29 protein-coding genes are annotated in these 25,519 nt (G+C 69.5%); 14 read left to right on the top strand and 15 right to left on the bottom strand.

The window, feature by feature from the left end:
- Positions 1-10 precede the first annotated feature (10 nt).
- The 3 genes from IE311_RS23050 to IE311_RS23040 form a co-directional block, all read right to left on the bottom strand.
- Positions 11-1,042, bottom strand: coding sequence for an alanine racemase (locus tag IE311_RS23050; RefSeq protein ID WP_189833681.1), 1,032 nt, complete (start codon positions 1,040-1,042; stop codon positions 11-13).
- Positions 1,043-1,145: 103 nt separating this feature from the next.
- On the bottom strand, positions 1,146-2,264 hold the full coding sequence (locus IE311_RS23045) for a lipid II:glycine glycyltransferase FemX (RefSeq protein WP_189833680.1): 1,119 nt from the start codon (positions 2,262-2,264) through the stop codon (positions 1,146-1,148).
- Between the two features lie 119 nt (positions 2,265-2,383).
- Positions 2,384-2,698 (bottom strand): hypothetical protein, encoded by a 315-nt coding sequence (locus IE311_RS23040; protein WP_189833679.1) that lies wholly within the window; start codon positions 2,696-2,698, stop codon positions 2,384-2,386.
- 285 nt (positions 2,699-2,983) lie between these two features.
- On the opposite strand from IE311_RS23040, the gene rpsF reads away from it, so the two are divergent.
- The 4 genes from rpsF to rplI all read left to right on the top strand — a co-directional run bounded on the left by rpsF (position 2,984) and on the right by rplI (position 4,703).
- Positions 2,984-3,274 carry a 30S ribosomal protein S6 gene (gene rpsF, locus IE311_RS23035; RefSeq protein WP_015034882.1) on the top strand — a complete coding sequence of 97 codons (291 nt, stop codon included), beginning with the start codon at positions 2,984-2,986 and terminating at the stop codon, positions 3,272-3,274.
- 74 nt (positions 3,275-3,348) lie between these two features.
- On the top strand, positions 3,349-3,945 hold the full coding sequence (locus tag IE311_RS23030; protein WP_189833678.1) for a single-stranded DNA-binding protein: 597 nt from the start codon (positions 3,349-3,351) through the stop codon (positions 3,943-3,945).
- A 56-nt stretch (positions 3,946-4,001) separates the two neighbouring features.
- Positions 4,002-4,238, top strand: a complete 237-nt coding sequence (gene rpsR, locus IE311_RS23025) for a 30S ribosomal protein S18 (RefSeq protein WP_003956534.1) — start codon at positions 4,002-4,004, stop codon at positions 4,236-4,238.
- 18 nt (positions 4,239-4,256) lie between these two features.
- Complete coding sequence (gene rplI, locus IE311_RS23020; RefSeq protein ID WP_189833677.1) at positions 4,257-4,703, top strand: 50S ribosomal protein L9; 447 nt, start codon at positions 4,257-4,259, stop codon at positions 4,701-4,703.
- A gap of 85 nt (positions 4,704-4,788) precedes the next feature.
- Here rplI and IE311_RS23015 read toward each other — a convergent pair whose 3' ends face one another.
- On the bottom strand, positions 4,789-6,126 hold the full coding sequence (locus tag IE311_RS23015) for an MATE family efflux transporter (protein WP_189833676.1): 1,338 nt from the start codon (positions 6,124-6,126) through the stop codon (positions 4,789-4,791).
- A 424-nt stretch (positions 6,127-6,550) separates the two neighbouring features.
- Here IE311_RS23015 and dnaB point away from each other — a divergent pair, with 424 nt between their 5' ends.
- Entirely contained in the window at positions 6,551-8,032 is a 1,482-nt protein-coding gene (gene dnaB / locus IE311_RS23010) for a replicative DNA helicase (protein WP_116159964.1), read from the top strand.
- A 75-nt stretch (positions 8,033-8,107) separates the two neighbouring features.
- On the opposite strand, the gene IE311_RS23005 is transcribed toward dnaB, so the two are convergent.
- Positions 8,108-8,833 (bottom strand): dienelactone hydrolase family protein, encoded by a 726-nt coding sequence (locus IE311_RS23005; RefSeq protein ID WP_189833675.1) that lies wholly within the window; start codon positions 8,831-8,833, stop codon positions 8,108-8,110.
- A 151-nt stretch (positions 8,834-8,984) separates the two neighbouring features.
- On the opposite strand from IE311_RS23005, the gene IE311_RS23000 reads away from it, so the two are divergent.
- Positions 8,985-9,371, top strand: a complete 387-nt coding sequence (locus IE311_RS23000; protein ID WP_189833674.1) for a VOC family protein — start codon at positions 8,985-8,987, stop codon at positions 9,369-9,371.
- 146 nt (positions 9,372-9,517) lie between these two features.
- Positions 9,518-10,900: a serine hydrolase domain-containing protein gene (locus IE311_RS22995; protein WP_189833673.1), complete on the top strand. Its 1,383-nt coding sequence runs from the start codon at positions 9,518-9,520 to the stop codon at positions 10,898-10,900.
- 67 nt (positions 10,901-10,967) lie between these two features.
- Here IE311_RS22995 and IE311_RS22990 read toward each other — a convergent pair whose 3' ends face one another.
- The 3 genes from IE311_RS22990 to IE311_RS22980 form a co-directional block, all read right to left on the bottom strand.
- On the bottom strand, positions 10,968-11,420 hold the full coding sequence (locus IE311_RS22990; protein ID WP_189833672.1) for a GNAT family N-acetyltransferase: 453 nt from the start codon (positions 11,418-11,420) through the stop codon (positions 10,968-10,970).
- A gap of 114 nt (positions 11,421-11,534) precedes the next feature.
- Positions 11,535-11,993: a MarR family winged helix-turn-helix transcriptional regulator gene (locus IE311_RS22985; RefSeq protein WP_189833671.1), complete on the bottom strand. Its 459-nt coding sequence runs from the start codon at positions 11,991-11,993 to the stop codon at positions 11,535-11,537.
- A 133-nt stretch (positions 11,994-12,126) separates the two neighbouring features.
- Entirely contained in the window at positions 12,127-12,990 is an 864-nt protein-coding gene (locus tag IE311_RS22980; RefSeq protein WP_189833670.1) for a GNAT family N-acetyltransferase, read from the bottom strand.
- A 99-nt stretch (positions 12,991-13,089) separates the two neighbouring features.
- Here IE311_RS22980 and IE311_RS22975 point away from each other — a divergent pair, with 99 nt between their 5' ends.
- Positions 13,090-13,743, top strand: a complete 654-nt coding sequence (locus IE311_RS22975) for an HAD family hydrolase (RefSeq protein ID WP_189833722.1) — start codon at positions 13,090-13,092, stop codon at positions 13,741-13,743.
- A gap of 106 nt (positions 13,744-13,849) precedes the next feature.
- Entirely contained in the window at positions 13,850-15,136 is a 1,287-nt protein-coding gene (locus IE311_RS22970; protein WP_229902093.1) for a globin domain-containing protein, read from the top strand.
- Here the strand turns inward: IE311_RS22970 and IE311_RS22965 are convergent.
- The 5 genes from IE311_RS22965 to IE311_RS22945 form a co-directional block, all read right to left on the bottom strand.
- Positions 15,079-15,558: an NUDIX domain-containing protein gene (locus tag IE311_RS22965; RefSeq protein WP_189833669.1), complete on the bottom strand. Its 480-nt coding sequence runs from the start codon at positions 15,556-15,558 to the stop codon at positions 15,079-15,081. The two genes, IE311_RS22970 and IE311_RS22965, sit on opposite strands and share 58 nt — an antisense overlap.
- Positions 15,559-15,637: 79 nt before the next feature.
- Positions 15,638-16,534 carry a LysR family transcriptional regulator gene (locus IE311_RS22960; protein WP_189833668.1) on the bottom strand — a complete coding sequence of 299 codons (897 nt, stop codon included), beginning with the start codon at positions 16,532-16,534 and terminating at the stop codon, positions 15,638-15,640.
- Between the two features lie 232 nt (positions 16,535-16,766).
- On the bottom strand, positions 16,767-17,900 hold the full coding sequence (locus tag IE311_RS22955; RefSeq protein WP_189833667.1) for a cystathionine gamma-lyase: 1,134 nt from the start codon (positions 17,898-17,900) through the stop codon (positions 16,767-16,769).
- Positions 17,897-18,388, bottom strand: a complete 492-nt coding sequence (locus IE311_RS22950; RefSeq protein ID WP_189833666.1) for a low molecular weight protein-tyrosine-phosphatase — start codon at positions 18,386-18,388, stop codon at positions 17,897-17,899. The genes IE311_RS22955 and IE311_RS22950 overlap by 4 nt, the downstream gene beginning before the upstream one ends.
- A gap of 9 nt (positions 18,389-18,397) precedes the next feature.
- Positions 18,398-18,775: a phage holin family protein gene (locus IE311_RS22945; protein WP_189833665.1), complete on the bottom strand. Its 378-nt coding sequence runs from the start codon at positions 18,773-18,775 to the stop codon at positions 18,398-18,400.
- Between the two features lie 51 nt (positions 18,776-18,826).
- On the opposite strand from IE311_RS22945, the gene IE311_RS22940 reads away from it, so the two are divergent.
- The 4 genes from IE311_RS22940 to IE311_RS22925 all read left to right on the top strand — a co-directional run bounded on the left by IE311_RS22940 (position 18,827) and on the right by IE311_RS22925 (position 21,220).
- On the top strand, positions 18,827-19,144 hold the full coding sequence (locus IE311_RS22940) for a cupin domain-containing protein (protein WP_030204915.1): 318 nt from the start codon (positions 18,827-18,829) through the stop codon (positions 19,142-19,144).
- 267 nt (positions 19,145-19,411) lie between these two features.
- A complete protein-coding gene (locus IE311_RS22935; protein WP_189833664.1) occupies positions 19,412-19,630 on the top strand; it encodes a DUF5326 family protein in 219 nt (72 codons plus the stop codon).
- 237 nt (positions 19,631-19,867) lie between these two features.
- On the top strand, positions 19,868-20,638 hold the full coding sequence (locus IE311_RS22930; protein ID WP_189833663.1) for an IclR family transcriptional regulator: 771 nt from the start codon (positions 19,868-19,870) through the stop codon (positions 20,636-20,638).
- 138 nt (positions 20,639-20,776) lie between these two features.
- Positions 20,777-21,220: an SsgA family sporulation/cell division regulator gene (locus IE311_RS22925; protein WP_030317990.1), complete on the top strand. Its 444-nt coding sequence runs from the start codon at positions 20,777-20,779 to the stop codon at positions 21,218-21,220.
- Positions 21,221-21,229: 9 nt separating this feature from the next.
- Here the strand turns inward: IE311_RS22925 and IE311_RS22920 are convergent, their stop codons facing one another.
- Positions 21,230-22,618 (bottom strand): YibE/F family protein, encoded by a 1,389-nt coding sequence (locus IE311_RS22920; protein ID WP_373313942.1) that lies wholly within the window; start codon positions 22,616-22,618, stop codon positions 21,230-21,232.
- A 211-nt stretch (positions 22,619-22,829) separates the two neighbouring features.
- On the opposite strand from IE311_RS22920, the gene thiC reads away from it, so the two are divergent.
- Positions 22,830-24,632, top strand: coding sequence for a phosphomethylpyrimidine synthase ThiC (gene thiC, locus IE311_RS22915; RefSeq protein WP_189833661.1), 1,803 nt, complete (start codon positions 22,830-22,832; stop codon positions 24,630-24,632).
- Positions 24,633-24,702: 70 nt separating this feature from the next.
- On the opposite strand, the gene IE311_RS22910 is transcribed toward thiC, so the two are convergent.
- Positions 24,703-25,365 (bottom strand): hypothetical protein, encoded by a 663-nt coding sequence (locus IE311_RS22910; RefSeq protein ID WP_189833660.1) that lies wholly within the window; start codon positions 25,363-25,365, stop codon positions 24,703-24,705.
- Positions 25,366-25,519 lie beyond the last annotated feature (154 nt).

The following is a 25,519-nucleotide window of genomic DNA, read 5'->3' as shown; positions in this document are numbered from 1 at the left end:
ACCGGCCGGCTCAGCGCTCGACGAGCCGGTCGAACTGCGTCGTGGTGTGGCGCAGATGGGCGACGAGTTCGTCGCCCACGCGCGGCTCCTGGGCGTCGGACGGCACGAACAGGATCGACACCTGCATGTGCGGCGGCTCGGCGAACCAGCGCTGCTTGCCGGCCCAGACGAAGGGCGAGAGGTTCCGGTTGACGGTGGCGAGACCGGCCCGTGCGACGCCCTTGGCGCGCGGCATGACGCCGTGCATCGCCTTGGGGGCCTCCAGGCCCACACCGTGCGAGGTGCCGCCGGCCACGACGACCAGCCAGCCGTCCGACGCGGCCTTCTGCTGGCGGTAGCCGAACCGGTCGCCCTTGGCGACCCGGGTCACGTCGAGGACCGCACCCCGGTACTCCGTGGCCTCGTGGTCGCCCAGCCACAGCCGGGTGCCGATACGGGCGCGGAAGCGGGTCTGCGGGAACTGCTGCTGGAGCCTGGCCTGCTCCTGGGCCCGCAGGTGGCTGACGAACATGGTGTGCAGCGGCAGCCTGGCGGCCCGCAGCCGGTCCATCCAGCCGATGACCTCCTCGACGGCGTCGGTGCCGTCGGGGCGGTCCAGCGGGAGGTGGAGCGCGAAGCCCTCCAGGCGTACGTCCTCGATGGCGGAGTGGAGCTGCTGGAGCTCCTCCTCGCGGACGCCGTGGCGCTTCATCGAGCTCATGCACTCGATGACGACCCGGGCGCCCACGAGGGCGTGGACGCCGTCCACGGACGACACCGAGCGGATGACCCGGTCGGGCAGCGGAACCGGTTCTTCACCACGGCGGAACGGGGTGAGGACCAGCAGATCGCCGCTGAACCAGTCCTTGATCTTCGCGGCCTCGTACGTGGTGCCCACGGCGAGCATGTCGGCGCCGAACCGGGCCGCCTCGTCCGCGAGGCGCTCGTGGCCGAAGCCGTAGCCATTGCCCTTGCAGACCGGGATCACACCTGGGAACTGGTCGATGACGGTCTTCTGGTGCGCGCGCCAGCGAGCGGTGTCGACGTAGAGGGAGAGCGCCATGGCCGGCCCGGAACCTTTCTGATGGCAGCGGTGTATCAAAGGTATGTACGAGACTACGGAAACGTCGGCGACACGACAGGGGTCGGCGCCGCGACGTGAGGGATCAGCGGCGCGACATGTAGATGTCGAGCGCCTTGTGCAGCAGCTTGTTCAGCGGGAAGTCCCACTCGCCGACGTACTCGACGGCCTCGCCGCCCGTGCCCACCTTGAACTGGATGAGTCCGAAGAGGTGGTCGGTCTCGTCGAGCGAGTCGGAGATGCCGCGCAGGTCGTAGACGGTCGCGCCCATCGCGTAGGCGTCGCGCAGCATCCGCCACTGCATCGCGTTCGAGGGCCGGACCTCACGGCCGATGTTGTCGGAGGCGCCGTAGGAGTACCAGACGTGGCCGCCGACGACGAGCATCGTCGCCGCGGAGAGGTTCACGCCGTCGTGGCGGGCGAAGTACAGCCGCATGCGGTTGGGGTCCTCGTTGTTGAGGACGGTCCACATGCGCTGGAAGTACGAGAGCGGGCGCGGCCGGAAGTGGTCACGGACGGCCGTGATCTCGTAGAGCCGCTGCCACTCGGCCAGGTCCTCGTAGCCACCCTGGACGACCTCGACACCGGCCTTCTCGGCCTTCTTGATGTTGCGGCGCCACAGCTGGTTGAAGCCCTTGAGGACGTCGTCGAGCGAGCGGTTCGCGAGCGGGACCTGGAAGACGTAGCGGGGCTGCACGTCGCCGAAGCCGGCGCCGCCGTCCTCGGCCTGCTGCCAGCCCATCTTCCGGAGCCGGTCCGCGACCTCGAAGGCGCGCGGCTCGATGTGGGTGGCTTCGACGTCCTTGAGGCGCTTGACGTCCGGGTCCTGGATGCCGGACTTGATGGCGGCCGAGTCCCAGCGCCGGATGACGACCGGCGGGCCCATCTTCACGGAGAAGGCGCCCTGCTGCTTGAGGTGCGCCAGCATCGGCTGCAGCCAGTCGTCGAGGTTGGGCGCGTGCCAGTTGATGACCGGGCCCTCGGGCAGATAGGCGAGGTAGCGCTTGATCTTCGGGAGCTGGCGGTAGAGCACCAGACCGACGCCGACGAGTTCGCCGTTCTTGTCGAACCATCCGAGGTTCTCCGAGCGCCACTCCGTCTTCACATCAGCCCATGCCGGGACCTGGCAGTGGCTCGCGGCGGGCTGGCTCTGGATGAAACCCAGATGCTGCTCGCGACTGATGGTCCTCAGGGTCAGGCTCATGCGGGGCGCTCCTCGGCAGGTGTGTCCCCATCGGTCAGGGGCTCCGGCTCTCGCGCCGAAGCCTACTGTGACCGGGGAGCGCCCCGAATGGGTGCGTGTGCCCTGACGTGCCGCTGGGCTCAGCTGATGAGGCCGCCGAAGAGGCCGCCGTGCGCCATTCCGAGGTAGAAGCCGAATGCCGACGCGCCGAGTCCGAGGATCAGCAGGAACCGTTCGCGGGTCGTCACGGAGATGAACTGTCCGTAGGCGCCGGTCAGGATGCCGATCAGGCCCGACCAGGAACTCAGCAGATGCAGGTTGTCGAACTGCGCGGTGACGAAGGCGAGGACGCCCATCACCAGAGTCACTCCGACCAGGGTGTCCTGGAGCGGATGGGGTTTGCCGTCGGTGGCGAACAGCGAGTGGCCGGGGTCGGGTCGCATTGCCTGTGCCATGGGGCACCTCCTGGCGTGCTTGCCGGAAGGCGGCGCATCGTAGCGCCGCCGACATCCGTTGTGTACAGATTGCGTCCCCTCACCGGTGAATTTCAACCGGAGGGGGATGACCGGGTACTCTGTACGGTCTGCACCGGTGTCTGCCCTGGTCCGTCCTGGATCCCGACAGTGACCCTCGTTCGTCGAGGGGGACTGTCAGTGGTGGCGGATACCGTTGCTTACGCATCACGACCCTCCTGCCACGGAACGACCGTGGCCGCTGAGTCCAAAGGAGGTGGGTTCCACATGCGTCACTACGAAGTGATGGTCATCCTCGACCCCGATCTCGAGGAGCGCGCTGTCTCCCCGCTGATCGAGAACTTCCTCTCCGTCGTCCGTGAGGGCAACGGAAAGGTCGAGAAGGTCGACACCTGGGGCCGTCGTCGTCTGGCCTACGAGATCAAGAAGAAGCCCGAGGGCATCTACTCGGTCATCGACCTGCAGGCCGAGCCTGCGGTCGTCAAGGAGCTCGACCGACAGCTCAACCTGAACGAGTCGGTCCTCCGGACCAAGGTCCTCCGTCCCGAGACCCACTGAGCATCTAGCTCAGAGGTCATCGGGTCCGAGTAGCAACAAAGCAGCCAGAAGCAATCCCGCCGAGAGGTTCCCCCATGGCAGGCGAGACCGTCATCACGGTTGTCGGCAATCTTGTCGACGACCCCGAGCTGCGCTTCACCCCGTCCGGTGCGGCGGTCGCGAAGTTCCGTATCGCGTCCACCCCCCGCACCTTCGACCGTCAGACCAATGAGTGGAAGGACGGCGAAAGCCTCTTCCTCACCTGCTCGGTCTGGCGTCAGGCGGCGGAGAACGTCGCCGAGTCGCTTCAGCGAGGCATGCGCGTCGTCGTGCAGGGCCGGCTGAAGCAGCGGTCCTACGAGGACCGTGAGGGCGTCAAGCGCACGGTCTACGAGCTGGATGTCGAGGAAGTCGGCCCCAGCCTCAAGAACGCCACGGCCAAGGTCACCAAGACCACCGGTCGAGGCGGCCAGGGTGGGTACGGCGGCGGTGGTGGCGGCCAGCAGGCCGGCGGCGGTGGCAGCTGGGGTGGAAACTCCGGCGGTGGCCAGCAGGGTGGTGGCGGTGCTCCCGCCGACGACCCGTGGGCGACCGGCGGTTCCTCCTCCGGCGGCGGCGGCCAGCAGCAGGGCGGCGGCGGCAGCTGGGGTGGAAACTCCGGCGGCGGCTACTCGGACGAGCCTCCCTTCTAGGGCAAGCCCTGGAAGCAGCTCGTACCCCCACTTCTTGATCACACAGGAGAAACACCATGGCGAAGCCGCCTGTGCGCAAGCCTAAGAAGAAGGTCTGCGCTTTCTGCAAGGACAAGACCGTCTACGTGGACTACAAGGACACGAACATGCTGCGGAAGTTCATTTCCGACCGCGGCAAGATCCGTGCCCGCCGCGTGACCGGCAACTGCACGCAGCACCAGCGTGACGTCGCCACGGCCGTCAAGAACAGCCGTGAGATGGCGCTGCTGCCCTACACGTCCACCGCGCGATAAGGAAAGGGTGACCGACTAATGAAGATCATCCTGACCCACGAGGTTTCTGGCCTCGGTGCCGCTGGCGACGTCGTCGACGTCAAGGACGGCTACGCCCGCAACTACCTGGTCCCGCGTGGTTTCGCGATCCGCTGGACCAAGGGTGGCGAGCAGGACGTGGCGCAGATCCGCCGCGCCCGCAAGATCCACGAGATCCAGACCATCGAGCAGGCCAACGAGATCAAGGCCCAGCTCGAGGGCACGAAGGTGCGCCTGGCCGTTCGCTCCGGCGACGCCGGCCGTCTCTTCGGCTCCGTGACCCCGGCCGACATCGCCTCGGCGATCAAGTCCGCGGGTGGCCCCGACGTCGACAAGCGTCGCGTCGAGCTCGGTTCGCCGATCAAGACCCTGGGCTCGCACCAGGTGTCCGTGCGTCTGCACCCCGAGGTTGCCGCGAAGCTCGGCGTCGAGATCGTCGCCGCGTAACGCTGCCCTTGGCAGTCTGCGCTCAGCAGTGAAGAAGGGCCGCACCCCTCGGGGTGCGGCCCTTCCGCCGTTTCACGTGAAACATTCAGCGCGTCGCGCCGGTGACGATCCAGCGACCCGAGCGGGAACGCAGCCAGAGCGTGGCCATCCGGACCGTCATCATCAGGGTCATCGCCCACCAGAGCGCCGTCAGCCCACCACCGAGTGCCGGGATCAGAAGGGCGACCGGGGCGAAGACCGCGAGGGTCAGCAGCATGGCCCAGGCAAGGTACGGGCCGTCCCCCGCGCCCATCAGGACGCCGTCGAGGACGAAGACGACCCCGGAGATCGGCTGCGAGAGCGCGACCACGAGCAGGGCCGGGAGCAGGGTGTCCTGGACGGTGGTGTCGCCGGTGAAGAGCGGGACGAACAGTGGGCGGGCCAGGATGAGCAGCGCGCCGAGGACCACGCCGGAGACCACACCCCACTGGACCATGCGGCGGCAGACCTGACGGGCGCCCTCGGAGTCGTCCGCGCCGAGGTAGCGGCCGATGATGGCCTGGCCCGCGATGGCGATGGCGTCGAGGGCGAAGGCCATCAGACTCCACAGGGACAGGATGATCTGGTGCGCGGCGACCTCGGCGTCGCCCATGCGGGCCGCGACGGCCGTGGCGATCATCAGGACCGCGCGGAGCGAGAGCGTACGGACGAGGAGGGGGACGCCCGCCTGGGCGGAGGCGCGTATGCCTGACGGGTCGGGGCGGAGGGAGGCGCCGTGGCGCCGGGCGCCCCGTACGACCACGACGAGGTAGGCGACGGCCATACCGCACTGGGCGATGACTGTGCCCCAGGCGGAGCCGGCGATGCCGAGACCGGCCCCGTAGACCAGGCCGATGTTGAGCGCGGCGTTGGCGGCGAAGCCGGCGATGGCCACATAGAGCGGTGTACGGGTGTCCTGGAGGCCGCGCAGAACGCCGGTGGCGGCCAGCACGACCAGCATCGCGGGGATGCCGAGGCTGGAGATCCGGAGGTAGGTGACGGCGTGGGGTGCCGCGGTGTCGGAGGCCCCGAAGAGGTCGATGAGCCAGGGCGCCGCGGGCAGGGTCAGCGCGACGACCGCGGCGCCGAGAAGGAGGGCGAGCCAGATGCCGTCCATGCCCTGCCGGATGGCGGCCGGGAGGTCTCCGGCGCCGACGCGGCGAGCGACGGCTGCTGTGGTGGCGTAGGCGAGGAAGACGAAGACGCTGACGGCGGTCGACAGCAGGGCTGCGGCGATCGCGAGGCCCGCGAGCTGAGGGGTGCCGAGGTGGCCGACGACGGCGCTGTCGACCATGAGGAAGAGCGGCTCGGCGACGAGTGCGCCGAAGGCCGGCAGGGCGAGGGAGACGATCTCGCGGTCGTGCTGCCGGCGGACGGCCTTGGGGGTCGCGGGAGCCTGGGTCATGGAGGCCAATCTAATCTTCCACAGGTAAGAGATGCAATGCATCTCTGATCCTTACTTTGGAAGGGTGGAGCGCTTCGGGTGTGGGTCGTTTGTTCTGATCTTGATCCAGGGGGGAAAGTTTTTCTCCCCCACAGCCCGTGGATGGAAAAAGCGCAGGTCAGGCCCCTGAGGTCAGGGGGTCTATGAGTTTGTCCACATGGCTGTCCCCCGGTCCGTGCACAGGTTCCGGCGAGTTCTCCACAGACTCTGGCCCTTCACCCACAGGGCCTGTGGATAACCAGATTGGCTGATGCCTCCCGCAGGCCTACCGTGGACCGGCGCCCGACGCGCCAGAAGCGGTCGCAAAGCCACTCGTTGATCAAGCCCGTGGCGTAAGACAGAGTGGCACGGCGAGGTCCGCGGAGCGGACGGGAGGAGGTGCTTGGTGAGCGTTCCCGAGCCCATGGACGACCCTTGGGCCGACAGCGGACCGAGTGACCGACTGCCCACCCGCACCCGGGGCGAAGGGCGCGGCCGTGGCCGCGGGCGCGACGACCAGCACGAGCGGGGCAGCGAAGGCCCGTGGGACGGCGGGCTCTCCGGCTTCGAGCGCGTTCCCCCGCAGGACCTCGACGCCGAGCAGTCCGTCCTCGGCGGCATGCTGCTCTCCAAGGACGCCATCGCCGACGTCGTGGAGATCATCAAGGGCAACGACTTCTACAAGCCGGCCCACGAGACCGTCTACGCGGCGATCCTCGACCTCTACGCCAAGGGAGAGCCGGCCGACCCGATCACGGTCGGCGCGGAGCTCACGAAGCGCGGCGAGATCACCCGTGTCGGCGGCGCCTCCTACCTCCACACCCTGGTCCAGTCGGTCCCGACCGCGGCCAACGCCTCGTACTACGCGGAGATCGTCCACGAGCGGGCCGTCCTGCGCCGCCTCGTGGAGGCCGGCACAAAGATCACGCAGATGGGCTACGCGGCCGACGGAGACGTCGACGAGATCGTGAACTCGGCCCAGGCCGAGATCTACGCGGTCACCGAGCAGCGCACCACCGAGGACTACCTCCCGCTCGGAGACATCATGGAGGGGGCCCTCGACGAGATCGAGGCGATCGGCTCCCGCAGCGGCGAGATGACCGGTGTGCCCACCGGCTTCACCGACCTCGACTCGCTCACCAACGGTCTGCACCCCGGCCAGATGATCATCATCGCGGCCCGCCCCGCCATGGGTAAGTCCACCCTGGCCCTGGACTTCGCCCGGGCGGCGTCCATCAAGCACAACCTGCCCAGCGTCATCTTCTCCCTCGAAATGGGTCGCAACGAGATCGCGATGCGTCTGCTCTCGGCAGAGGCCCGGGTCGCGCTGCACCACATGCGCTCCGGCACGATGACCGACGAGGACTGGACCCGCCTGGCCCGCCGGATGCCGGACGTGTCGCAGGCACCGCTGTACATCGACGACTCCCCGAACCTGTCGATGATGGAGATCCGGGCGAAGTGCCGCCGGCTCAAGCAGCGGAACGGGCTCAAGCTCGTCATCATCGACTATCTGCAGCTCATGCAGTCCGGTGGCTCGAAGCGGCAGGAGAGCCGACAGCAAGAGGTCTCCGACATGTCGCGAAACCTGAAGCTCCTCGCCAAGGAGCTGGAGCTGCCGGTGATCGCGCTGTCCCAGCTGAACCGTGGCCCCGAGCAGCGCACCGACAAGAAGCCGATGGTCTCCGACCTGCGTGAGTCCGGCTCGATCGAGCAGGACGCGGACATGGTGATCCTGCTGCACCGCGAGGACGCCTACGAGAAGGAGTCACCGCGCGCGGGCGAGGCCGACATCATCGTGGGCAAGCACCGTAACGGCCCGACGGCCACGATCACCGTGGCCTTCCAGGGTCACTACTCCCGCTTCGTGGACATGGCCCAGACCTGATCGGGCGGCCTGTCCGCGGAAAGCGGGAGAGGGCAGAGGCCCGCGGCGGTTGCCCGGCCCGACCCGCGCGCGGGATCACGGCGTGACGGGCAGGCATTCGGCGAGGAGCTCGACGACGTCGCGCCAGGCTCGCTGTGCGTGCCGCGGGTGGTGGCCGACGCCGGGGACCGTGGTCTGGTCGACCGGCGGGTGGTGGAAGGCGTGAAGGGCGCCGCCGTAGACGACGAGGCGCCAGTCGACGCCGGCCGCCTGCATCTCGGTGGTGAACGCGTCCCGTTGCGCGGGATGCATGATCGGGTCCTCCGATCCGACCCCGACCCACACGGGGCAGCGAATGTTCGCCGCCTCGCCCGGTCGGCCGGTGGTCAGCGCGTTGACCGTCCCGATCACGCGCAGGTCGACGCCGTCACGCCCGAGCTCCAGTCCGATCGCGCCCCCGGTGCCGTAGCCGATGGCGGCGATCCGGTCGGGGTCGGTGCGCGGCTCGGCGCGCAGCACGTCGAGCGCCGCATGGCCGATCCCCCGCATCCGGTCGGGGTCGGCGAGCAGGGGTGTCGTGTGCGCGAGCATCTCCTCGGGGTCGGTGAACCAGCGCCCGCCGTTGATGTCGAAGGCCAGGGCCACGTAGCCCAGTTCGGCCAGGGCGTCGGCACGGCGCCGCTGGAAGTCGTTCAGCCCCGGCCCTTCGGGGCCGATCAGGACCGCCGGCCTGCGGTCGTCACCGGCCGGGAGTGCGAGGTGCCCGACCATCGTCAGGCCGTCGGCCGGGTACTCGACCGTACGCGTGGTAACCGTCGTCATGGGAAGGGACTGTAATGACCGTCGCCGTCGTTCGGACCGGACTTCACCGTCGGCGGAATCGCACGTGTGCGGTTCCACGACCGATGCGTTGTGAGGCTCCCCAGCGTCCTGGCGCCGACGTACGACCGCTGTGTGACGGAGGGGTTCTGACATGGCCAGCAGGTTCACCGAGCTCGCGATCGACTGTGCCGACCCGGTGGGGCTCGCCCGGTTCTGGTGCGCGGTTCTCGACTACGAGGTGTGTGACGAAGAGGACGGGCTCGTCACGATCGGATCGCCCGTGCTGCCCGAGGACAAGGACCGTCTCGGTCCGGTGCCGCCGACGTTGACCTTCGCGCGGGTGCCCGAGGGCAAGAGCGTCAAGAACAGGCTCCACATCGACGTCAACCCCAGCGACCGGGATCAGGACGCGGAGGTCCGGCGTCTGCTCGACCTGGGTGCTCGGCATGTCGACGTCGGCCAGGGCGATGTGAGCTGGGTGCCCCTGGCCGACCCGGAAGGGAACGAGTTCTGCGTCCTTGCGGGCCGTCGCCCCTGATTCCCCCACGCCTCTGACGTCCGGCCACCCCTGACCTCGGGCCGCGGCTCCTGATCCCGGGCCGCCGCTCGCGGTCCCCGGGCCGGCGGGGTGCGCCCGCGAAAACGGGGAGGCCTCGCTCGGGGCCATCGCGTTGGATGGGTCCCATGACGACAACGTTCGAAGTTCTGCTGCCCGGTACCGAGCGGGCTCTGCTCCATCGGGTCGCGGTGGCCCAGTCCGAGGGGCGGTCACCCTCCTTCGTGGGGGCCGTGGTGCGCGACGGAGCGCTGGTGTGGAGCGGATCGCGCAGCTGTGTGGACGGGCACGCGCCCGACGCCGACACGCAGTTCAGGATCGGATCCCTCACCAAGGTGTTCACCGCCGTGCTGGTGATGCGGCTGAGGGACGAGGGGCTTCTCGGTCTCGACGACCCGCTGGAGCGGCATCTCAAGGGCACCGGGGCCGGTGAGGTGACGATCGCTCAACTCCTCGGTCACAGCGGTGGTCTCGCGGCCGAGACGCCCGGCCAGTGGTGGGAGCGTTCTTCCGCCGCCCTGCGTCCGGAGCTCTCCGACGTGCTGGGGGAGCAGCCCTTCCTCCAGGCGCCTGGGCGTCGTCATCACTACTCCAACCCGGGCTACACACTGCTCGGTTCGCTGGTCGAGGCCGTGCGCGGGGTGTCGTGGGAGGAGGCGCTGCGGAGCGAGATCCTGGAACCCCTGGGAATGGGCCGTACGACCGTCGACCCCGTCGCCCCGCACGCGGGCGGCTGGGCGGTGCACCCGTGGGCCGATGTGATGCTGCCGGAGCCCTCCGAGGATCTGGGGCTGATGGCCCCGGCCGGTCAGCTCTGGTCGACGGCGGCGGATCTCGCCCGGTTCGCCGCGTTCCTCGCGGCGGGTGACGAACGGGTGCTCGTCGCTGCCTCCGTGGAGGAGATGCGGGCTCCGGCCGCCGCGGTCGGGGAGGGTGACTGGGACGGGAGCTACGGACTCGGACTCCAGCTGCTCAGGAAGGACGGCCGGACCCTGATCGGCCACACGGGTTCGCTTCCCGGCTTTGTCGCTGCCCTGTGGATCAGCGTCGAGGACGGGCTGGCGGCGATCGCCCTTGCCAATGCCACCTCAGGGCCCCTGACGGCCGCTGTGGCCGCCGATCTCGTGCGGATCGTGGCGGAGACGGAGCCGAGGTTTCCGGAGCCCTGGCGCCCGCTTCCGGAGGCGGAGGTGGACAAGGAGCTGCTGGCCCTGACGGGGCCCTGGTACTGGGGGACGTACGCCTATGGGCTCCGGCTCGGTGCCGAGCGGAGCGTGGTGCTCGAACCCCTGCGGGGCCCCGGTCGGCGGGCTCGCTTCCGGGCCCTGCCCGAGGGCGGCTGGGTCGGGCTGAACGGGTACTACGCGGGGGAGACGCTCCGGGTCGTGCGGCGTGACGACGGCAGTGTGAGCCATCTCGACCTCGCCTCGTTCGTCTTCACACGGGAGCCGTACGCGCCGGCGGACGCGGTGCCGGGCGGGGTGGACGAGGCGGGCTGGCGCGGTCTCTGAGCCGTTCTGCGTTGTTTCACGTGAAACAGCGCGCCGGGACCGTGTCCCGGCGCGCTGTTCTCCTGGCTCAGAGGTTCTTCTTGAAGCCCACGTGGGAGGCCTCGAAGCCGAGCCGCTCGTAGAAGCGGTGGGCGTCGGTACGGGTGGCGTCGGACGTCAGCTGGACCAGTCGGCAGTTCCGGCGCTCGGACTCCTCGACGGCCCACTCGATGAGCTCCGTACCGAGGCCGCTGCCGCGCTCGTCGCTGTGGATGCGGACGCCCTCGATGATCGAACGCGTGGCGCCCTGACGGGAGAGCCCGGGGATGATCGTCAGCTGGAGGGTGCCGACGACCCTGTCCTCGCGGACGGCCACGACCACATGCTGGTGGGGGTCGCCCTCCAGGAGCTCGAAGGCGGCGAGGTACGGGCCGAGGTCGTCCGGCGATTCGCGCTGCGCGCCCAGGGGGTCGTCGGCGAGCATCGCGACGATGGCTTCGATGTCCTCCGCGGTGGCGGGGCGTATCTCAAGATCGCTCATGTCCCGCAGCGTACGCCGGACCGCTTCCGGTACGCCGGGTCGCTTCCAGGGGTCGTTCCTCGGGGGCTCGGGGGCTCGGGGGCTCGGGGCCTTGGAGGTCGCCGCGTTCCCGCGTCACACGGAGACGGTCACGCCTTCCACGACCTGGACCAGCGGGGCCAGCTCGGGGTTCTTCGCGGCCTCGTCGAGGGCCTCGCGCAGTGCGCTGTCGTTGGTGGGGCGGGCCTCTGTCAGGAGCGTGAGACCGGCCTCGGTGACATCGGTGTAGATACCGCGCCGGTCGGTGGCGCAGAGATAGCGGGTGAGCAGACCCCGGTCCTCGAGTCGGGTGACGAGCCGGGTGGTGGCGCTCTGGCTGAGCACGACCGCGTCGGCGACCTGCTTCATCTGGAGGTGGCCGCCCGGTCCGCTGTGCTGCCGGCTGAGGACGTCGAGGAGCGAGTACTCCCGCACGCTCAGGCCGTGCCGGCTCTCCAGGGCGCGCTCAATGTGGGACTCGATCCTGCCGTGCAGCAGGGAGAGGGCGCACCAGCGCTGGGAGAGCGCGGTGAGTGCGGGGTCCGTCGCGGTCATGGTCTCTCCTCGGTCTCTCCTCGGCACCGGAGTGGCTCCCGACCCAGGGTAGACGATGCGACGCAATAATGCGCGTCTGCAAGTAAATGCTCCCCGGGTCGGGAGAAGGGGTGAGGCCTCGTTCCGTCGGGGGTTATCCGGCCGCGACCGTCAGGGGGGCGAAGCGGCGGCGCCAGTCGCCGGGGAGGTCGGGGACGGAGCGGACCATCACCGCGTTGGAGGCGATCGAGTCGATCCCGTTCTCCTTCACCCAGCTCAGCAGCGCCGTGTGGCGCACATCGATGTCCGTGCGCAGCGGTCGGTCGGTGGCGGCCGCCAGCGAAGCGATCAGGGCCTGTGCGGTGGCCGGGTCCCGGGCGATCAGGGGACCGACGACATGCGTGTCCATGTTGGGCCAGGCCGCGGCGAAGCCGGTGATCTCGCCGTCCTCCTCCGCGACCCGGAGATGGTCCGCGAACGCGGGGAGCCGGGTGATCATGTGGGTGCGGTCGAGGCCGAAGACCTCGTGGTCCAGACGCAGGATCGCCTGGAGATCCTCCGCCGTCGCCGGGCGGACCGGAACGGCCGGGGCGGGTGTGGTGAAGGTGAAGCGCCCGAGCACCATCTCCGAACGGCTTGTCTCCGTGAAGCCCAGCTCCTCGTACAGAGGCTGTCCGTTCGGTGTGGCGTACAGGGTGAGCGGGGTGTCCCCGGCTTCCGTCAGGACGTGCTGCATGAGCCGGCGTCCCACGCCTTGGCGTGCGTACCGTTCGGCGACGAGCACCATGCCGATCGCGGCGATCCCAGGGCCGTACGAGGTGACCACGCAGCAGGCGAGCAGCCCGGCGCCGGCCGGGTCGTCGATGCCGTAGCCGGTTCCCGCGGTGAGCAGCAGCCCCCATTTGTGTTCTTCGCGCTGCCAGCCCCGGTTCTCGGAGAGGTCGGAGCAGGCGAGGAGGTCCTCCGGGGTGAGGCGGCGGACGGGGAGCTGAGCGAGCGGGGAGGGGGAGATCGGCATGCTTTCAGGCTGTCCGACTCGGTGATCTTCCGTCCACTGCTTTACCGGATCTGACCGATGCCCGAGGAGGCGTTGCTTCCATCCCGTGGCATGGGGACGATGTTTCACGTGAAACCCACCAAGCGGCGTCTGCACCTCTTCGACCTCGACGGCACCCTGATCCGGGGGTCGGCCGCGGCGGTGGAGATCTCCCGGCAGCTGGGCCTTCTCGACGAGATCACGGCGCTGGAGGAGGGTTTCCTGCGGGGGCTCACACCGGACGAGTTCGCCGTCCGGGCCCGCGAGCTGTGGTCCGCTCTCACGGCGGACCAGGTCGCGGCCGCGTTCGAAGGGGCGCCCTGGCTGGCGGGCATCCGTGAGGTCTGGGCCGACATCCGGGATCGGGGCGACCGCTGCGCGGTCATCTCCCTCTCTCCGGACTTCTTCGTCGAGCGGCTGCTCGACTGGGGCGTCGACGCGGCGCACGGTTCGCGCTGGCCGGCGGTCCCCTTCACCGAGCCGATCCACCGGCCCGACATTCTCGACGCGCAGGCGAAGGTGCGGATCGCACGGCAGCTCTGCGCGGAGTTCGGGGTGGGCCCGGCCGAGTGTGTCGCCTACGGAGACTCGATGTCCGACGCGGCGCTCTTCGCGATCGTCCCGGACACGGTGGCCGTGAACGCGGATCACCATCTCGCCGGGCTCTCCCGTCACAGCTACACAGGAGGAGATCTGCGCGAGGCCTACGCCCTGGTCCGAAACAGCGCAGCTTAGCCAGAAACCCTGCCCTATGGCCCGAGAACACCGCTTTCCGTCCGAAGCGGTGGACAGAGGGGTCATGCTGCGACCACGGAAGCCGGCCAGCGCGAGGGCGAGGCACATGATGGATGCTCCGACCACCCCGAGGGCGACGGAGGATGCGGACGGTCGCGAGCCCGGGGCGACGGGCGGGCAGGAGTCGCCGGCGGGGGACGGCAAGGAGCCGCCCATACCCCCCGAGCCCTCCGCCGACGCGGTACTCGTCCGCCGCACCCTGGCGGAGATCGCACCGGTCGCCGACCGGGTGACCTCGTACTTCTACGCCCTGCTCTTCATCCGCAACCCCGAGCTGCGCGAGATGTTCCCCGCGGCCATGGACACTCAGCGGGACCGGCTGCTGAAGGCACTTCTCACCGCGGCGGAGCATCTGGACGACACCCCGGTGCTCACCGCGTATCTGGAGAACCTCGGCAGGGGACACCGCAAGTACGGCACCCACTCCGCCCACTACCCGGCCGTCGGCGAGGCCCTCATCGGTGCGCTCGTCCGCTATGCGACGACGAGCTGGGACGCGGAGACCGAGGCGGCCTGGGTTCGTACGTACACGACGATCTCCCAGATCATGATCGACGCGGCGGCGGAGGACGAACGCGCGGCGCCCGCCTGGTGGCAGGCCGAGGTGGTCTCTCACGATCTGCGCACCCCGGACATCGCCGTCGTCACGCTCCGGACCGACCAGCCGTACCCCTTTCTCGCGGGGCAGTACACGACGCTCGAGACCCCGTGGTGGCCACGGATATGGCGCCACTACTCCTTCGCGTCGGCGCCCCGGCCTGACGGGCTGCTCTCCCTGCACGTCAAGGCGGTGCCCGCCGGCTGGGTGTCCAACGCCCTGGTCCATCGGGCGCGCCCGGGTGACGTGCTCAGACTCGGACCGCCGGCCGGGTCCATGACGGTCGACCACGCCACGGACAGCGGCCTGCTCTGTGTGGGCGGTGGTACCGGGATAGCGCCGATCAAGGCCCTGGTGGAGGACGTCGCGGAGCACGGGGACCGGCGCCCGGTCGATGTCTTCTACGGAGCGCGCAGCGGCCACGACCTCTACGACATCGATACGATGCTGCGGCTCCAGAAGACCTTTCCCTGGCTCTCCGTCCACCCGGTCACCGAGGAACAGGGGCGGCTCCCCGAGGCCGTCTGCCGCTACGGCCCCTGGAGCGAACGCGACGCCTATCTGTCGGGGCCGCTGGGCATGGTCCGTCGCGGGGTGGACGCGCTGCGGGGAGCGGGGGTCCCCGCGGAGCGCATCCGCCACGACTTCCTTGCCGAGCTCGCCCCGGCCGGCGCCGATCAGCCCAGGTCGGGGGCGTGCATCGCCCGGACACCCTCGATGTTGCCGTCGAGGTAGTGGCGCAGTGAGAGCGGGACGAGGTGCACGGCGGCGATGCCGACCCGGCTGAAGGGCACCCGGACGATCTCGTACTCGCCGATCGGTTCGTCCATCTCGGGGCCGTGCCGCAGCGAGGGGTCCATGGAGTCGAGCCGGCACACGAAGAAGTGCTGGACCTTCACCCCGGAGACCCCGCCGTCGACGATGTGCTCGACGGTGTCGACGAAGCAGGGCACCACATCGGTGATCTTGGCGCCGAGTTCCTCGTGCACCTCGCGGTGCAGGGCCTCGACGACGGTGGTGTCGGAGGACTCCACCCCGCCGCCGGGCGTGAGCCAGTAGGGATCCATCCCCGGCTTGGTGCGCTTGATGAGGATGAGATCGTCCCCGTCGAGCAGGATGGCGCGTGCGGTGCGCTTGATCACGGGCCGTTCGTTCATGGGAAGAAAATGGCCCATGTGAGGTGTCCTGAAACGCACTGGCGGCAGGCACGGTCTCATCAACGACCCCGGCAGGGACTCACCAGGCCCCGGCGGCCCTCAGCAGTTCCTCGTGGGCCCGCGCGATCGGCGCCAGGGCGAGCGTGCCCGTACGCACGACCAGGAAGTAGGTCCGCAGCGGAGGGACCGGCGGATCGAGCAGCGCCACGAGCCGGCCCTGCGCGAGGGCTTCCTCGCACAGATAGCGGGGCAGGACGGCGAGCCCGGCGCCGGAGGCGGCGGATTCCCGTACGGCGCGCAGGTCAGGGGCGATCACGGTGGCGGCGACGGCCGGTTTGGTCTCGAAGACGCTCGCCCAGTAGCGGGCGACGAACGGCAGCGACTCGTGGACCTCGACCACGGGAAGCTGCTCCAGGACGACCGCTCCCTTGCGGAGCAGCACGTCGGGGGAGAGCCGGGCCGCCCAGCGGGGTGCCGCGACCAGCACGTACTCCTCGTCGCAGAGCGGGGTGGAGACGAGCAGGCCACCTCGGGGGCGGGCAGTGGCGACGGCCAGATCGTGGTGGCCCGCGGCAAGCCCGTCGAGGATCTCCTCTGTATTGCCGAGGAACGACGTCCGTACGGCGAGGCCCTGGCCGACCAGCGGGGTGAGGGCGGGCAGGACGCGGAGGGCGGTGAATTCCGGGGGCCCGGCGACATGGAGGGTACGGACGCCGCTCTCCTCGTCGAGCCCCGTCTCGGCGATCTCCACGAGGGCGTCCAGGTGGGGAGCGGCGCGGTGCGCGAGTTCGTCGCCGATGGTCGTCGGGGTGACCCCGCGGGCCTGTCTGAGGAAGAGCGGCCGCCCGAGCTGTCGCTCCAGCGTCCGGATCTGGCTGGTGACGGCGGGCTGGGAGAGGCCCAGGAGGGCGGCGGCTCGGGTGAAGGAACCGGCCCGGTGCACCGCGACGAACGTGCGCAGCAGGGCCAGATCCATGTCCGCCCCCTCCCGGCCGTGCGGCCGTTCGACTCAGGCGGTCGGCTGACTGCGCCTCAGGACCGTCCAACTATAAATAAGTCGATAGGTCTCTGTCGCTACCGTGATTGGACACTGACGCACAGTCAACTAGCCTTGTTCAGGCGGTCTCCGCGCGTGGAACCGGGGCGTTCCGAGCCATGAGGGGGGAGGCTCGGAGCGCCCCGTTCCGTGCGCCCGAGGGGGACCCGGCCTAGGATCCCGCCTCGTCGAGGGCGCGCAGCACGTCGGCGATCAGGTCTTCCGGATCCTCGGCGCCGACGGAGAAGCGGATGAAGCCCTCCGCGACCGCGTCCCCGCCCCAGCGCCCGCGCCGCTCCGCCGTGGAGCGCACACCTCCGAAGCTGGTCGCGTCGTCCACGATCCTCAGCTCCTCCAGGAACCGATCGGCCCGCTTCCGGTCCGCCAGTTCGAAGGAGACGACGGATCCGAAGCGCCGCATCTGCCGTGCGGCCACCGTGTGCGAGGGGTCGTCCGGCAGGCCCGGGTAGCGCAGCCCGGTCACGTCCGCGCGGCCGGCGAGCGTCTGCGCGAGCGCGAGCGCGGTGGAGCACTGGCGGTCGATCCGCAGCTGGAGCGTGGCGAGCGAACGGTGGGCGAGCCAGGCCTCCATGGGGCCGGGGATCGCGCCGACGACCTTGCGCCAGCGCCGTACCTCCGCCGCACGCTCGGGATCACGGCAGCTGACATGGCCGAGGAGGATGTCGCCGTGCCCGGTCATGCCCTTGGTGTCGCTGGCGACGGAGAAATCCGCGCCCAGTTCGAGCGGGCGCTGGCCGAGCGGGGTGGCGAGTGTGTTGTCGACGGCCACGAGCGCCCCCGCGGCATGCGCCTCGCGCACCAGGCGACGGATGTCGCACACGTCGAGCCCGGGATTGGACGGGGTCTCGATCCACAGCAGCCGGGCCCCTTCGAGGACGGCGAGCTGACCGTCGCCGCCGGTGGGCGCGGTGCGGACCTCGATGCCGTACGCCCGCAGCTGCTCGTGCAGCAGCGGCAGGGCCTGGTAGCCGTCGGTGGGCACCACCACGACGTCGCCCGTCCTCAGCTGCGAGAGGAGGACGGCGGAGATCGCGGCCATGCCCGAGGCGAAGACCAGCGTCTCGACGCCCTGCTCCCCCGGCGCCTCCAGCTCGCCGATCGCCCGCTCCAGATGGGTCCAGGTCGGGTTCTCGTCGCGGCCGTAGGCGTATCCGCCGGTCGGCTCGCCCGGCAGATGGAAGTGCGCGGCGAAGACCGGCCCCGGCAGGGTCGGCTCGTACTTCACGGGGTCGGGCAGCCCGGCCCGTACCGCGCGCGTACCGTCGCCGTAGTTCTTGTCCGTCACGGAGTTCGTTCCTCCAGTTCGAGGCGGACGGCAGCGAGTAGTCCCTCACTCGCGGCCTCCACCATTTCCAGGCACTCCTCGAAGCCCTCGCGGCCCCCGTAATAAGGGTCGGGGACGTCGAGTCCGTCCCCCGCGGCCGGGTCGTAGGAGCGCAGCAGGCGTATCCGCGCCGCTTCCTCGGGTGTGCGGGCGAGCTCGCGGAGCTCCCGCAGATGCCCTTCGTCCAGCGCGATCACCAGGTCGAGCGCGGGGAACCAGGAGACCCGGAACTGACGGGCGGTGTGCGCGGAGGTGTAGCCGTTCTCCTCGAGAACGGAGACCGTGCGCGAGTCGGCGCCGTCGCCCTCGTGCCAGCCTCCGGTGCCGGCGCTGTCGACTTCCACCAGCTCGCCGAGGCCGGCCTCCTCCACATGTCGGCGGAAGACGTGCTCGGCCATCGGCGAGCGGCAGATGTTGCCGGTGCAGACGAAGCAGACGCGGTAGGTCATGGTTGCCGCTCAGTCGCCGTCGGGGAGCACGACGTTCAGTGCCCACGAGACGACGGAGATGATCAGGCCGCCCAGGACGGCGGTCCAGAAGCCCTCCACGTGGAAGCTGAGGTTGAACTGCTCGGCCAGCCAGGAGGTGAGGAGCAGCATCAGGGCGTTGACCACGAGGGTGATCAGGCCGAGCGTCAGAATGAAGAGCGGCAGCGTCAGCAGTTTGACGACCGGCTTGACCAAGACGTTCACGAGCCCGAAGACCAGGGCGACGAGAATGAGGGTCAGGATCTTCTTGCCGGTGCTCTCACCGGTCAGGGTGATGTCCTGGAGCAGCCAGATGGCGACTCCCAGGGCGCCCGCGTTGGCGAGCGTCTTGACTACGAAATTCTTCATGTGTCTGATCGTGGCAGACATGATCGGGCCGACGGCAGGGGCTGACAGGCGATGAAGGCATTCCGACTGGATGAGCTGGAGGCGGAGCGTGCCGCTAACAAGGGCGCGTACCTCCAGTTCCTGCGGGAGCGGAACATGTCGGTGGGCCTGTACGCGCTGGACGCCGGGGAGCTCGACCCGCAGCAGCCGCACCGCCAGGACGAGGTGTACTTCGTGGTGAGCGGCCGGGCGGCGATCACGGTGGGGACGGAGACGACCCAGGTCGCGCGCGGCAGCGTGGTCTACGTGCCGGCGGGGGTGGAGCACAAGTTCCACCACATCAGCGAGGACCTGCGGGTGATGGTGGTCTTCTCCCCGCCGGAGAGCTGAGGCGGGGACCGCCGTCCCCTGGAGCTTCGGTCCGGGAGTGCTCCTCCGGAGTCAGGGGGTCGGTCCGAGGCCCAGGAGGGCTTTCGGACGTGGGAAGTGCTTCCGGGGATCGGGGCCGCGCTCGGGGTCCGGCGGTCGAAGCCCCTAGGGGGTGGATCAGGGGAGAGCGGGGGCCGCAGGGCCCCCGTGCGTCCCTCCCGGCCCCTAGCCTTGAAGGTGTTCGGCGCGGAGTGTGCGGAACGGATCTTCGAGAGCGAGGTAGGGACGATGGCCGTACAGGAGATTCTCGCGGGGATGCCCTGGTGGGTGAAGTGGGTCGCCATACCCGCACTTGCCCTGCTCGTCTTCGGCGGACTGATCACCAGCGTCCTGGCCGTCGTGGTCGGACTGCTCTTCAAGGTGCTGCTCTTCGTGGCCCTCGTCGCCGGACTGATCTACGTCGTAAGGAAGTTCAGCTCCTCCGACCGCTCGCGTGAGGACTGGTAGCACAAGCTACCGATCGGTATGAGGCCGACGGAGCGTATTAGCCCGGCTGGGGGAACGCGCAGGTCTATTCAAGACGCGGGCCCAGGGGCTGCCACTAGAGTGGAATCCCTCCGCCGCATTGGGGACTACAGGCGTAGACCTCCCTACTGACCAGCGGTTTCCCAGGCCCGGCGGGCGCGCGGGGGCGGCCCCCGCGGGCGGATGCACTGCATCCGTCGTCACGCCTGGGGGTGACCTTTGGCCACGGCTACGCATACTGCTGCGCCTACCCTGATCGGCTCGGTGCAGCGAGCGCTGAGACTTCTGGAGGCCGTGTCCTCCCACGCGGACGGCGCCCCAGCCAAACAGCTCGCCCGTGAGACGGGCCTTCCGCTGCCCACCACGTACCACCTGCTCCGCACCCTGACGCACGAGGGCTATCTGGTCCGTGAGAAGGGTGTGTTCGTGCTGGGTGACGCCGCCGTCCGACTGGCCGGCGGCGGAGCTGTGCAGAATCGTCGCATCAAGATCGAAGACTCCCTTGCCCGCTGGCGGGACGAGATCGGTGTGCCGGTCTACTTCGCCCTCTACCGCGAGGGGGAGATCGAGCTCGTCGCAGTCGCCGACACCCCTTCCGCCCCTGCGGTGGAGGAATGGGCCGACTTTCGCGAGACCGCGCACGCCCATGCGATCGGGCAGTGCCTGTTGAGTCAACTCGATCTGAAATCTCGTCAAGACCACCTTGACCGCCATCCGGTGGAATCCATCACTCCGTACACGGTGCGTAATCGCGGTGTGCTTTTGGAGCGTTTGGGCGGTTTGGGGCGAATGGAGCCTCTGGTGGAGCGTCAGGAATATGCGCTCGGCACGGTCTGTGCCGCGATCCCCATCACCGCGGGCTCCACGGCGGCCGCAATGGCCATTTCTCTCCCTCTTCACCAGGAAGAACGGTTGCTCCCAGCAGTCGAGCGACTACGCACGGAGATCGGAAGGCTCTTCAGTTCACTCGCGTTCTCTATCAGTATCTGAAAAATCACTCCTTGTGATCTGCTAGTGCTTACAGCACGATTACGTCAAGAGGGCCACGGGGGATCATTCCTGGCCGTTTCGGTCACAGCTTTCAGCAGCTGTGTTTACACAACTGCTTCATCTACTGCGGGGTACATGATGCGAGAGTCGGTTCAGGCCGAGGTCCTGATGAGCTTCCTCGTCTCCGAGGAGCTCTCCTTCAAGATCCCGGTGGAACTGCGATACGAGACCCGGGATCCCTACGCGGTGCGGATGACCTTCCACCTCCCCGGGGACGCGCCTGTGACCTGGGCGTTCGGCAGGGAGCTGCTGCTCGACGGGATCAACCGGCCGAGCGGGGACGGCGATGTGCACATCGCCCCGACGGAGCCCGAGGGGCTCTCGGACGTCTCCATCCGGCTCCAGGTCGGTGGTGACCGCGCCCTGTTCCGGGCCAGCGCTCCGCCGCTGGTCGCCTTCCTCGACCGGACGGACAAGCTGGTTCCGCTCGGTCAGGAACGCACGCTGGGTGACTTCGAGGACAACCTGGAGGCCGCCCTGGGGCGGATTCTCGCCGAGGAGAGCGCGGGCCCGGCTGCCTGAGCCCGCGGCTCACTTGGCTCGGCGGCGCCGCCCACCCCGTACGGCTGCCGGCTTCCGGATCCCGCCCTCCGTCCGGTCGGCGGAGACCACCAGGGCCGCGAGCGCCGTGGTCACCGGCACGGAGGCGACCAGGCCGATCGACCCGACGAGCGTCCGGACGATCTCCTCGGCGACCAGTTCGCTGTTGGCCACCGTCCCCATGCTGCTCTGCGCGATGGTGAAGAGCAGAAGCAGGGGGAGGGCGGCGCCCGCGTAGGCGAGCACCAGGGTGTTCACGACCGAGGCGATGTGGTCGCGGCCGATCCGGATCGCGGCCCGGTACAGCGCACGCGGTCCCATGCCCGGATCGGCCTGCCGCAGCTCCCAGACCGCGGAGGTCTGGGTGACCGTCACGTCGTCGAGCACACCGAGCGAACCGATGATGATGCCGGCCAGGAGCAGGCCGGACATGTCGATGCTCGGGTACAGGCCGTGGATCAGGCCGGTGTTGTCGTCGGTGTTGCCGCTGAGCGAGGCCCAGCCGATGAAGAGCGAACCGAGCAGACCGATCAGCAGCAGCGAGATCAGCGTCCCGAGCACCGCGACCGAGGTGCGCGCCGAGAGCCCGTGGCACATGTAGAGCGCGACGAGCATGATGGCACTCGATCCGACCACCGCCACGACCAGCGGATTCGACCCCTGCAGAATCGCCGGCAGGATGAAGAACGTCAGGATCAGGAAGCTCACGGCGAGCGCGATCAGCGCCATCACGCCCCGCATCCGGCCGACGACCACGACCACCAGGGCGAAGATCCCGGCGAGGACGGCGATCGGCACCTTCCGGTTCACATCCGTCACCGAGTACTGCAGATCGCGCGGGGCGTCGGGGGCGTACGCCACCACCACACCCTGTCCCTCGTGCAGTTGGCGCGGGGCGTCAGGCTGCACGATCTCGGTGAACCTGCGTCCCTTCTCCGGACCGCTGGTGACCTCGACGGTCGCCTTCGCGCAGTCCCCCTGCTGCGCCGCGACCGCCTCGCGCCCCTGCGGAGTCGAGGTGTCCCCGGTCGGCGGTACCTGGGCGGCGTTCACGTCCTTGCAGTCGACCTGTTCGACGGCGACGACCTCGCCCTGCTCGATCTGGCGGTCGAAGCCGACCCCGGTGCGCTCGTGCGCCGGGACGCCACCTGGCCACAGGACCACGAGCCCGACCACGACGGCCGTCGCGAAGGGGATCAGGACCGCGGCGATCACCTTGCGCAGATGGCGCGACACCGGAGCGGCCGGTCCGTGGCTGTGGCTGTGGCCATGCCCGTGGCCGTTGCCGTGAGAAGGCTCGTGCCCCTGGCCGTGCCCGTGGGAGGGGCCGGGACCGTGATCGTGGTCGTGCGGCTCGGGAGTCTGCTGGGGGGAAGTCACCGACCGATCATCGCAAGAACGGAGGGGGCCCACTGTTCAGCACGCCAGGGTTGACGCTAGCGTGGTGGCACCTTTGCACACGCGGGAGCTCGGAGCACCGGGCTGAGAGGGCGCTGATCACCGTACGCGCGTACTGATGTACGTACGGGAGGAGGCTGCGCCGACCGCCGAACCTGTTACCGGGTAATGCCGGCGTAGGGAGATCGGTCTCATGACCATTCAGGATGCACGCACGCCTGCCTCCAACCAGGACGACGTCTCCGTCGACCCCGTCGACGCCGAGCGCACGCCGGGCTGGCACAAGGGATACGTCCAGGGCTCGCGCCCCGACCTCCGGGTGCCGGTCCGTCAGGTGCACCTCACCAACGGCAAGGACGTCACGCTCTACGACACGTCCGGCCCGTACACCGACCCGACCGTCGACACCGACGTACGGCGGGGCCTTCCGCCGCTGCGCGAGAACTGGATCATCGCGCGCGGCGACACCGAGGAGTACGCGGGCCGCCCGGCCCGCCCCGAGGACGACGGCATCAAGCACACCTCGCCGCGCGGCGGGGGGCTGAAGAACCTCGACGCCGTCTTCCCCGGCCGCCCGCGTCTGCCGCGCCGCGGCCGCGACGGCCAGGCCGTGACCCAGCTCGCGTACGCGCGCCGGGGGGAGATCACCCCGGAGATGGAGTACGTGGCGATCCGGGAGAACGTCTCTCCCGAGGTCGTCCGGGAGGAGATCGCGGCGGGTCGCGCGGTGCTCCCGGCCAACGTCAACCACCCGGAGATCGAGCCGATGATCATCGGCAAGCGGTTCCTGGTGAAGGTCAACGCCAACATCGGCAACTCCGCCGTGACCTCCTCCATCGAGGAGGAGGTGGAGAAGATGACCTGGGCGACCAAGTGGGGCGCCGACACGGTCATGGACCTCTCCACCGGCCGCAACATCCACACCACCCGCGAGTGGGTGCTGCGCAACTCCCCCGTGCCGATCGGCACCGTGCCGCTCTACCAGGCGCTGGAGAAGGTCGACGGCCGGGCCGAGGACCTGACCTGGGAGATCTACAAGGACACGGTCATCGAGCAGGCCGAGCAGGGCGTGGACTACATGACGGTGCACGCCGGCGTACTCCTGCCGTACGTGCCGCTCACCGCGCGCCGCAAGACCGGCATCGTCTCGCGCGGCGGCTCGATCATGGCCGCCTGGTGTCTCGCGCACCACAAGGAGAACTTCCTCTACACGAACTTCGAGGAGCTCTGCGAGATCCTGGCGACGTACGACGTCACGTACTCGCTGGGCGACGGTCTGCGCCCCGGCTCGATCGCGGACGCCAACGACGCGGCGCAGTTCGCCGAGCTGAAGACGCTGGGCGAGCTCAACACGATCGCCAAGCGCCACAACGTCCAGACGATGATCGAGGGCCCGGGCCACGTCCCGATGCACAAGATCAAGGAGAACATCGACCTCCAGCAGGAGATCTGCGAGGAGGCGCCGTTCTACACGCTCGGCCCGCTGACCACGGACGTCGCACCCGCGTACGACCACATCACCTCCGGCATCGGCGCCGCGATGATCGCCTGGTGGGGCACGGCGATGCTCTGCTACGTCACGCCCAAGGAGCACCTGGGCCTGCCCAACCGCGACGACGTGAAGACCGGTGTCATCACGTACAAGATCGCGGCGCACGCGGCCGACCTCGCCAAGGGGCACCCCGGGGCGCAGGAGTGGGACGACGCGCTCTCGGACGCGCGGTTCGAGTTCCGCTGGGAGGACCAGTTCAACCTGGCGCTCGACCCGGACACCGCGCGTGAGTTCCACGACGAGACGCTGCCGGCGGAGCCCGCGAAGACCGCGCACTTCTGCTCGATGTGCGGTCCGAAGTTCTGCTCGATGAAGATCTCGCAGGACATCCGCCGTGAGCACGGCGGCGACCTGAAGGCGGACGAGATCGAGGCGGGCATGGCCGCGAAGTCGGCCGAGTTCGCCGCGACGGGCAACCGGGTGTACCTCCCGCTGGCGGAGTGACCCGGAGGACCCCGACACGCCACCGGCCCGCGGCCCACGGGGGGAGACGCGGGCCGGCGGCGTGTCCGGGTCAGGGGACGGGCGGGCCCGGGGGCGGGGCGGTGGCCGCCAGGACGTCCCGGAGGAAGGGCAGGATGCCGCGCTCCAGCAGGGCGCGGCGCCAGGCCTCCCGGGCGAGGGACAGCTCGTCGTCCGGTGCGGCGGGCGGGCCGCCCGCGCTCACCTCGGCAGGACTGTTCCGCAGGGCCGTCAGGAGCAGCCCGGCCGCAGCACAGAGCAGTCCCGCGGCGGCCACGACGCCGAAGACCAGACCGGCCGTGAGGAGGGTCGCCCCGAACACCATGGTGGGGGCGAGCGCGTGCAGAACCGCGCCGACCAGCAGGAATATGACGGCGGCCGCGCCCGCGAGGACGGGCACGAGGACGGTGAGGATCGCGACGACGCCCGGCCCCGGGCCGGGACCCGGCCGGTCGGAGGAGGCCGGAGCCCGGCTCCCCCTCGTCGAGCGGTTCTGCTCGCGGACCTTCACGAAGTGGTCGTACTCGCTCGCCGCCGCGCTGGTGACCAGCGTTGTCGCGTTCAGCGTCAGGGAGCGCAACTGCGCGAGCGTGAGCCGGGTTCCGGCTCCGTCGAGATCCGGACGGGTGTGGGCGGTGCTCAGTGCGTCGTCGAGGAGCCGCTCGTACTCGGCGCGGTCCTCGGTCAGCAGGTGCGGAGCCACGTTCATCTGCATCCCCCGATGCTCCGTAGGCCCGGATCAGCCGTGGGAAACGGTCGGTTGGGCGGAAACGGAGGAGAGCCTGCTACGGATGGATCCGATGGTATTGCGGCGGTGCCACGCGCTGACAGGGTGTTTCCGGAATTCGCCTTCCCCGGATGCGGAGGGT

This window comes from Streptomyces zaomyceticus (assembly GCF_014656215.1).
Lineage (GTDB): Bacteria > Actinomycetota > Actinomycetes > Streptomycetales > Streptomycetaceae > Streptomyces > Streptomyces zaomyceticus.
Note: the sequence above shows the minus strand (reverse complement) of the source record. Positions and strands in the feature narration are given on the sequence as shown.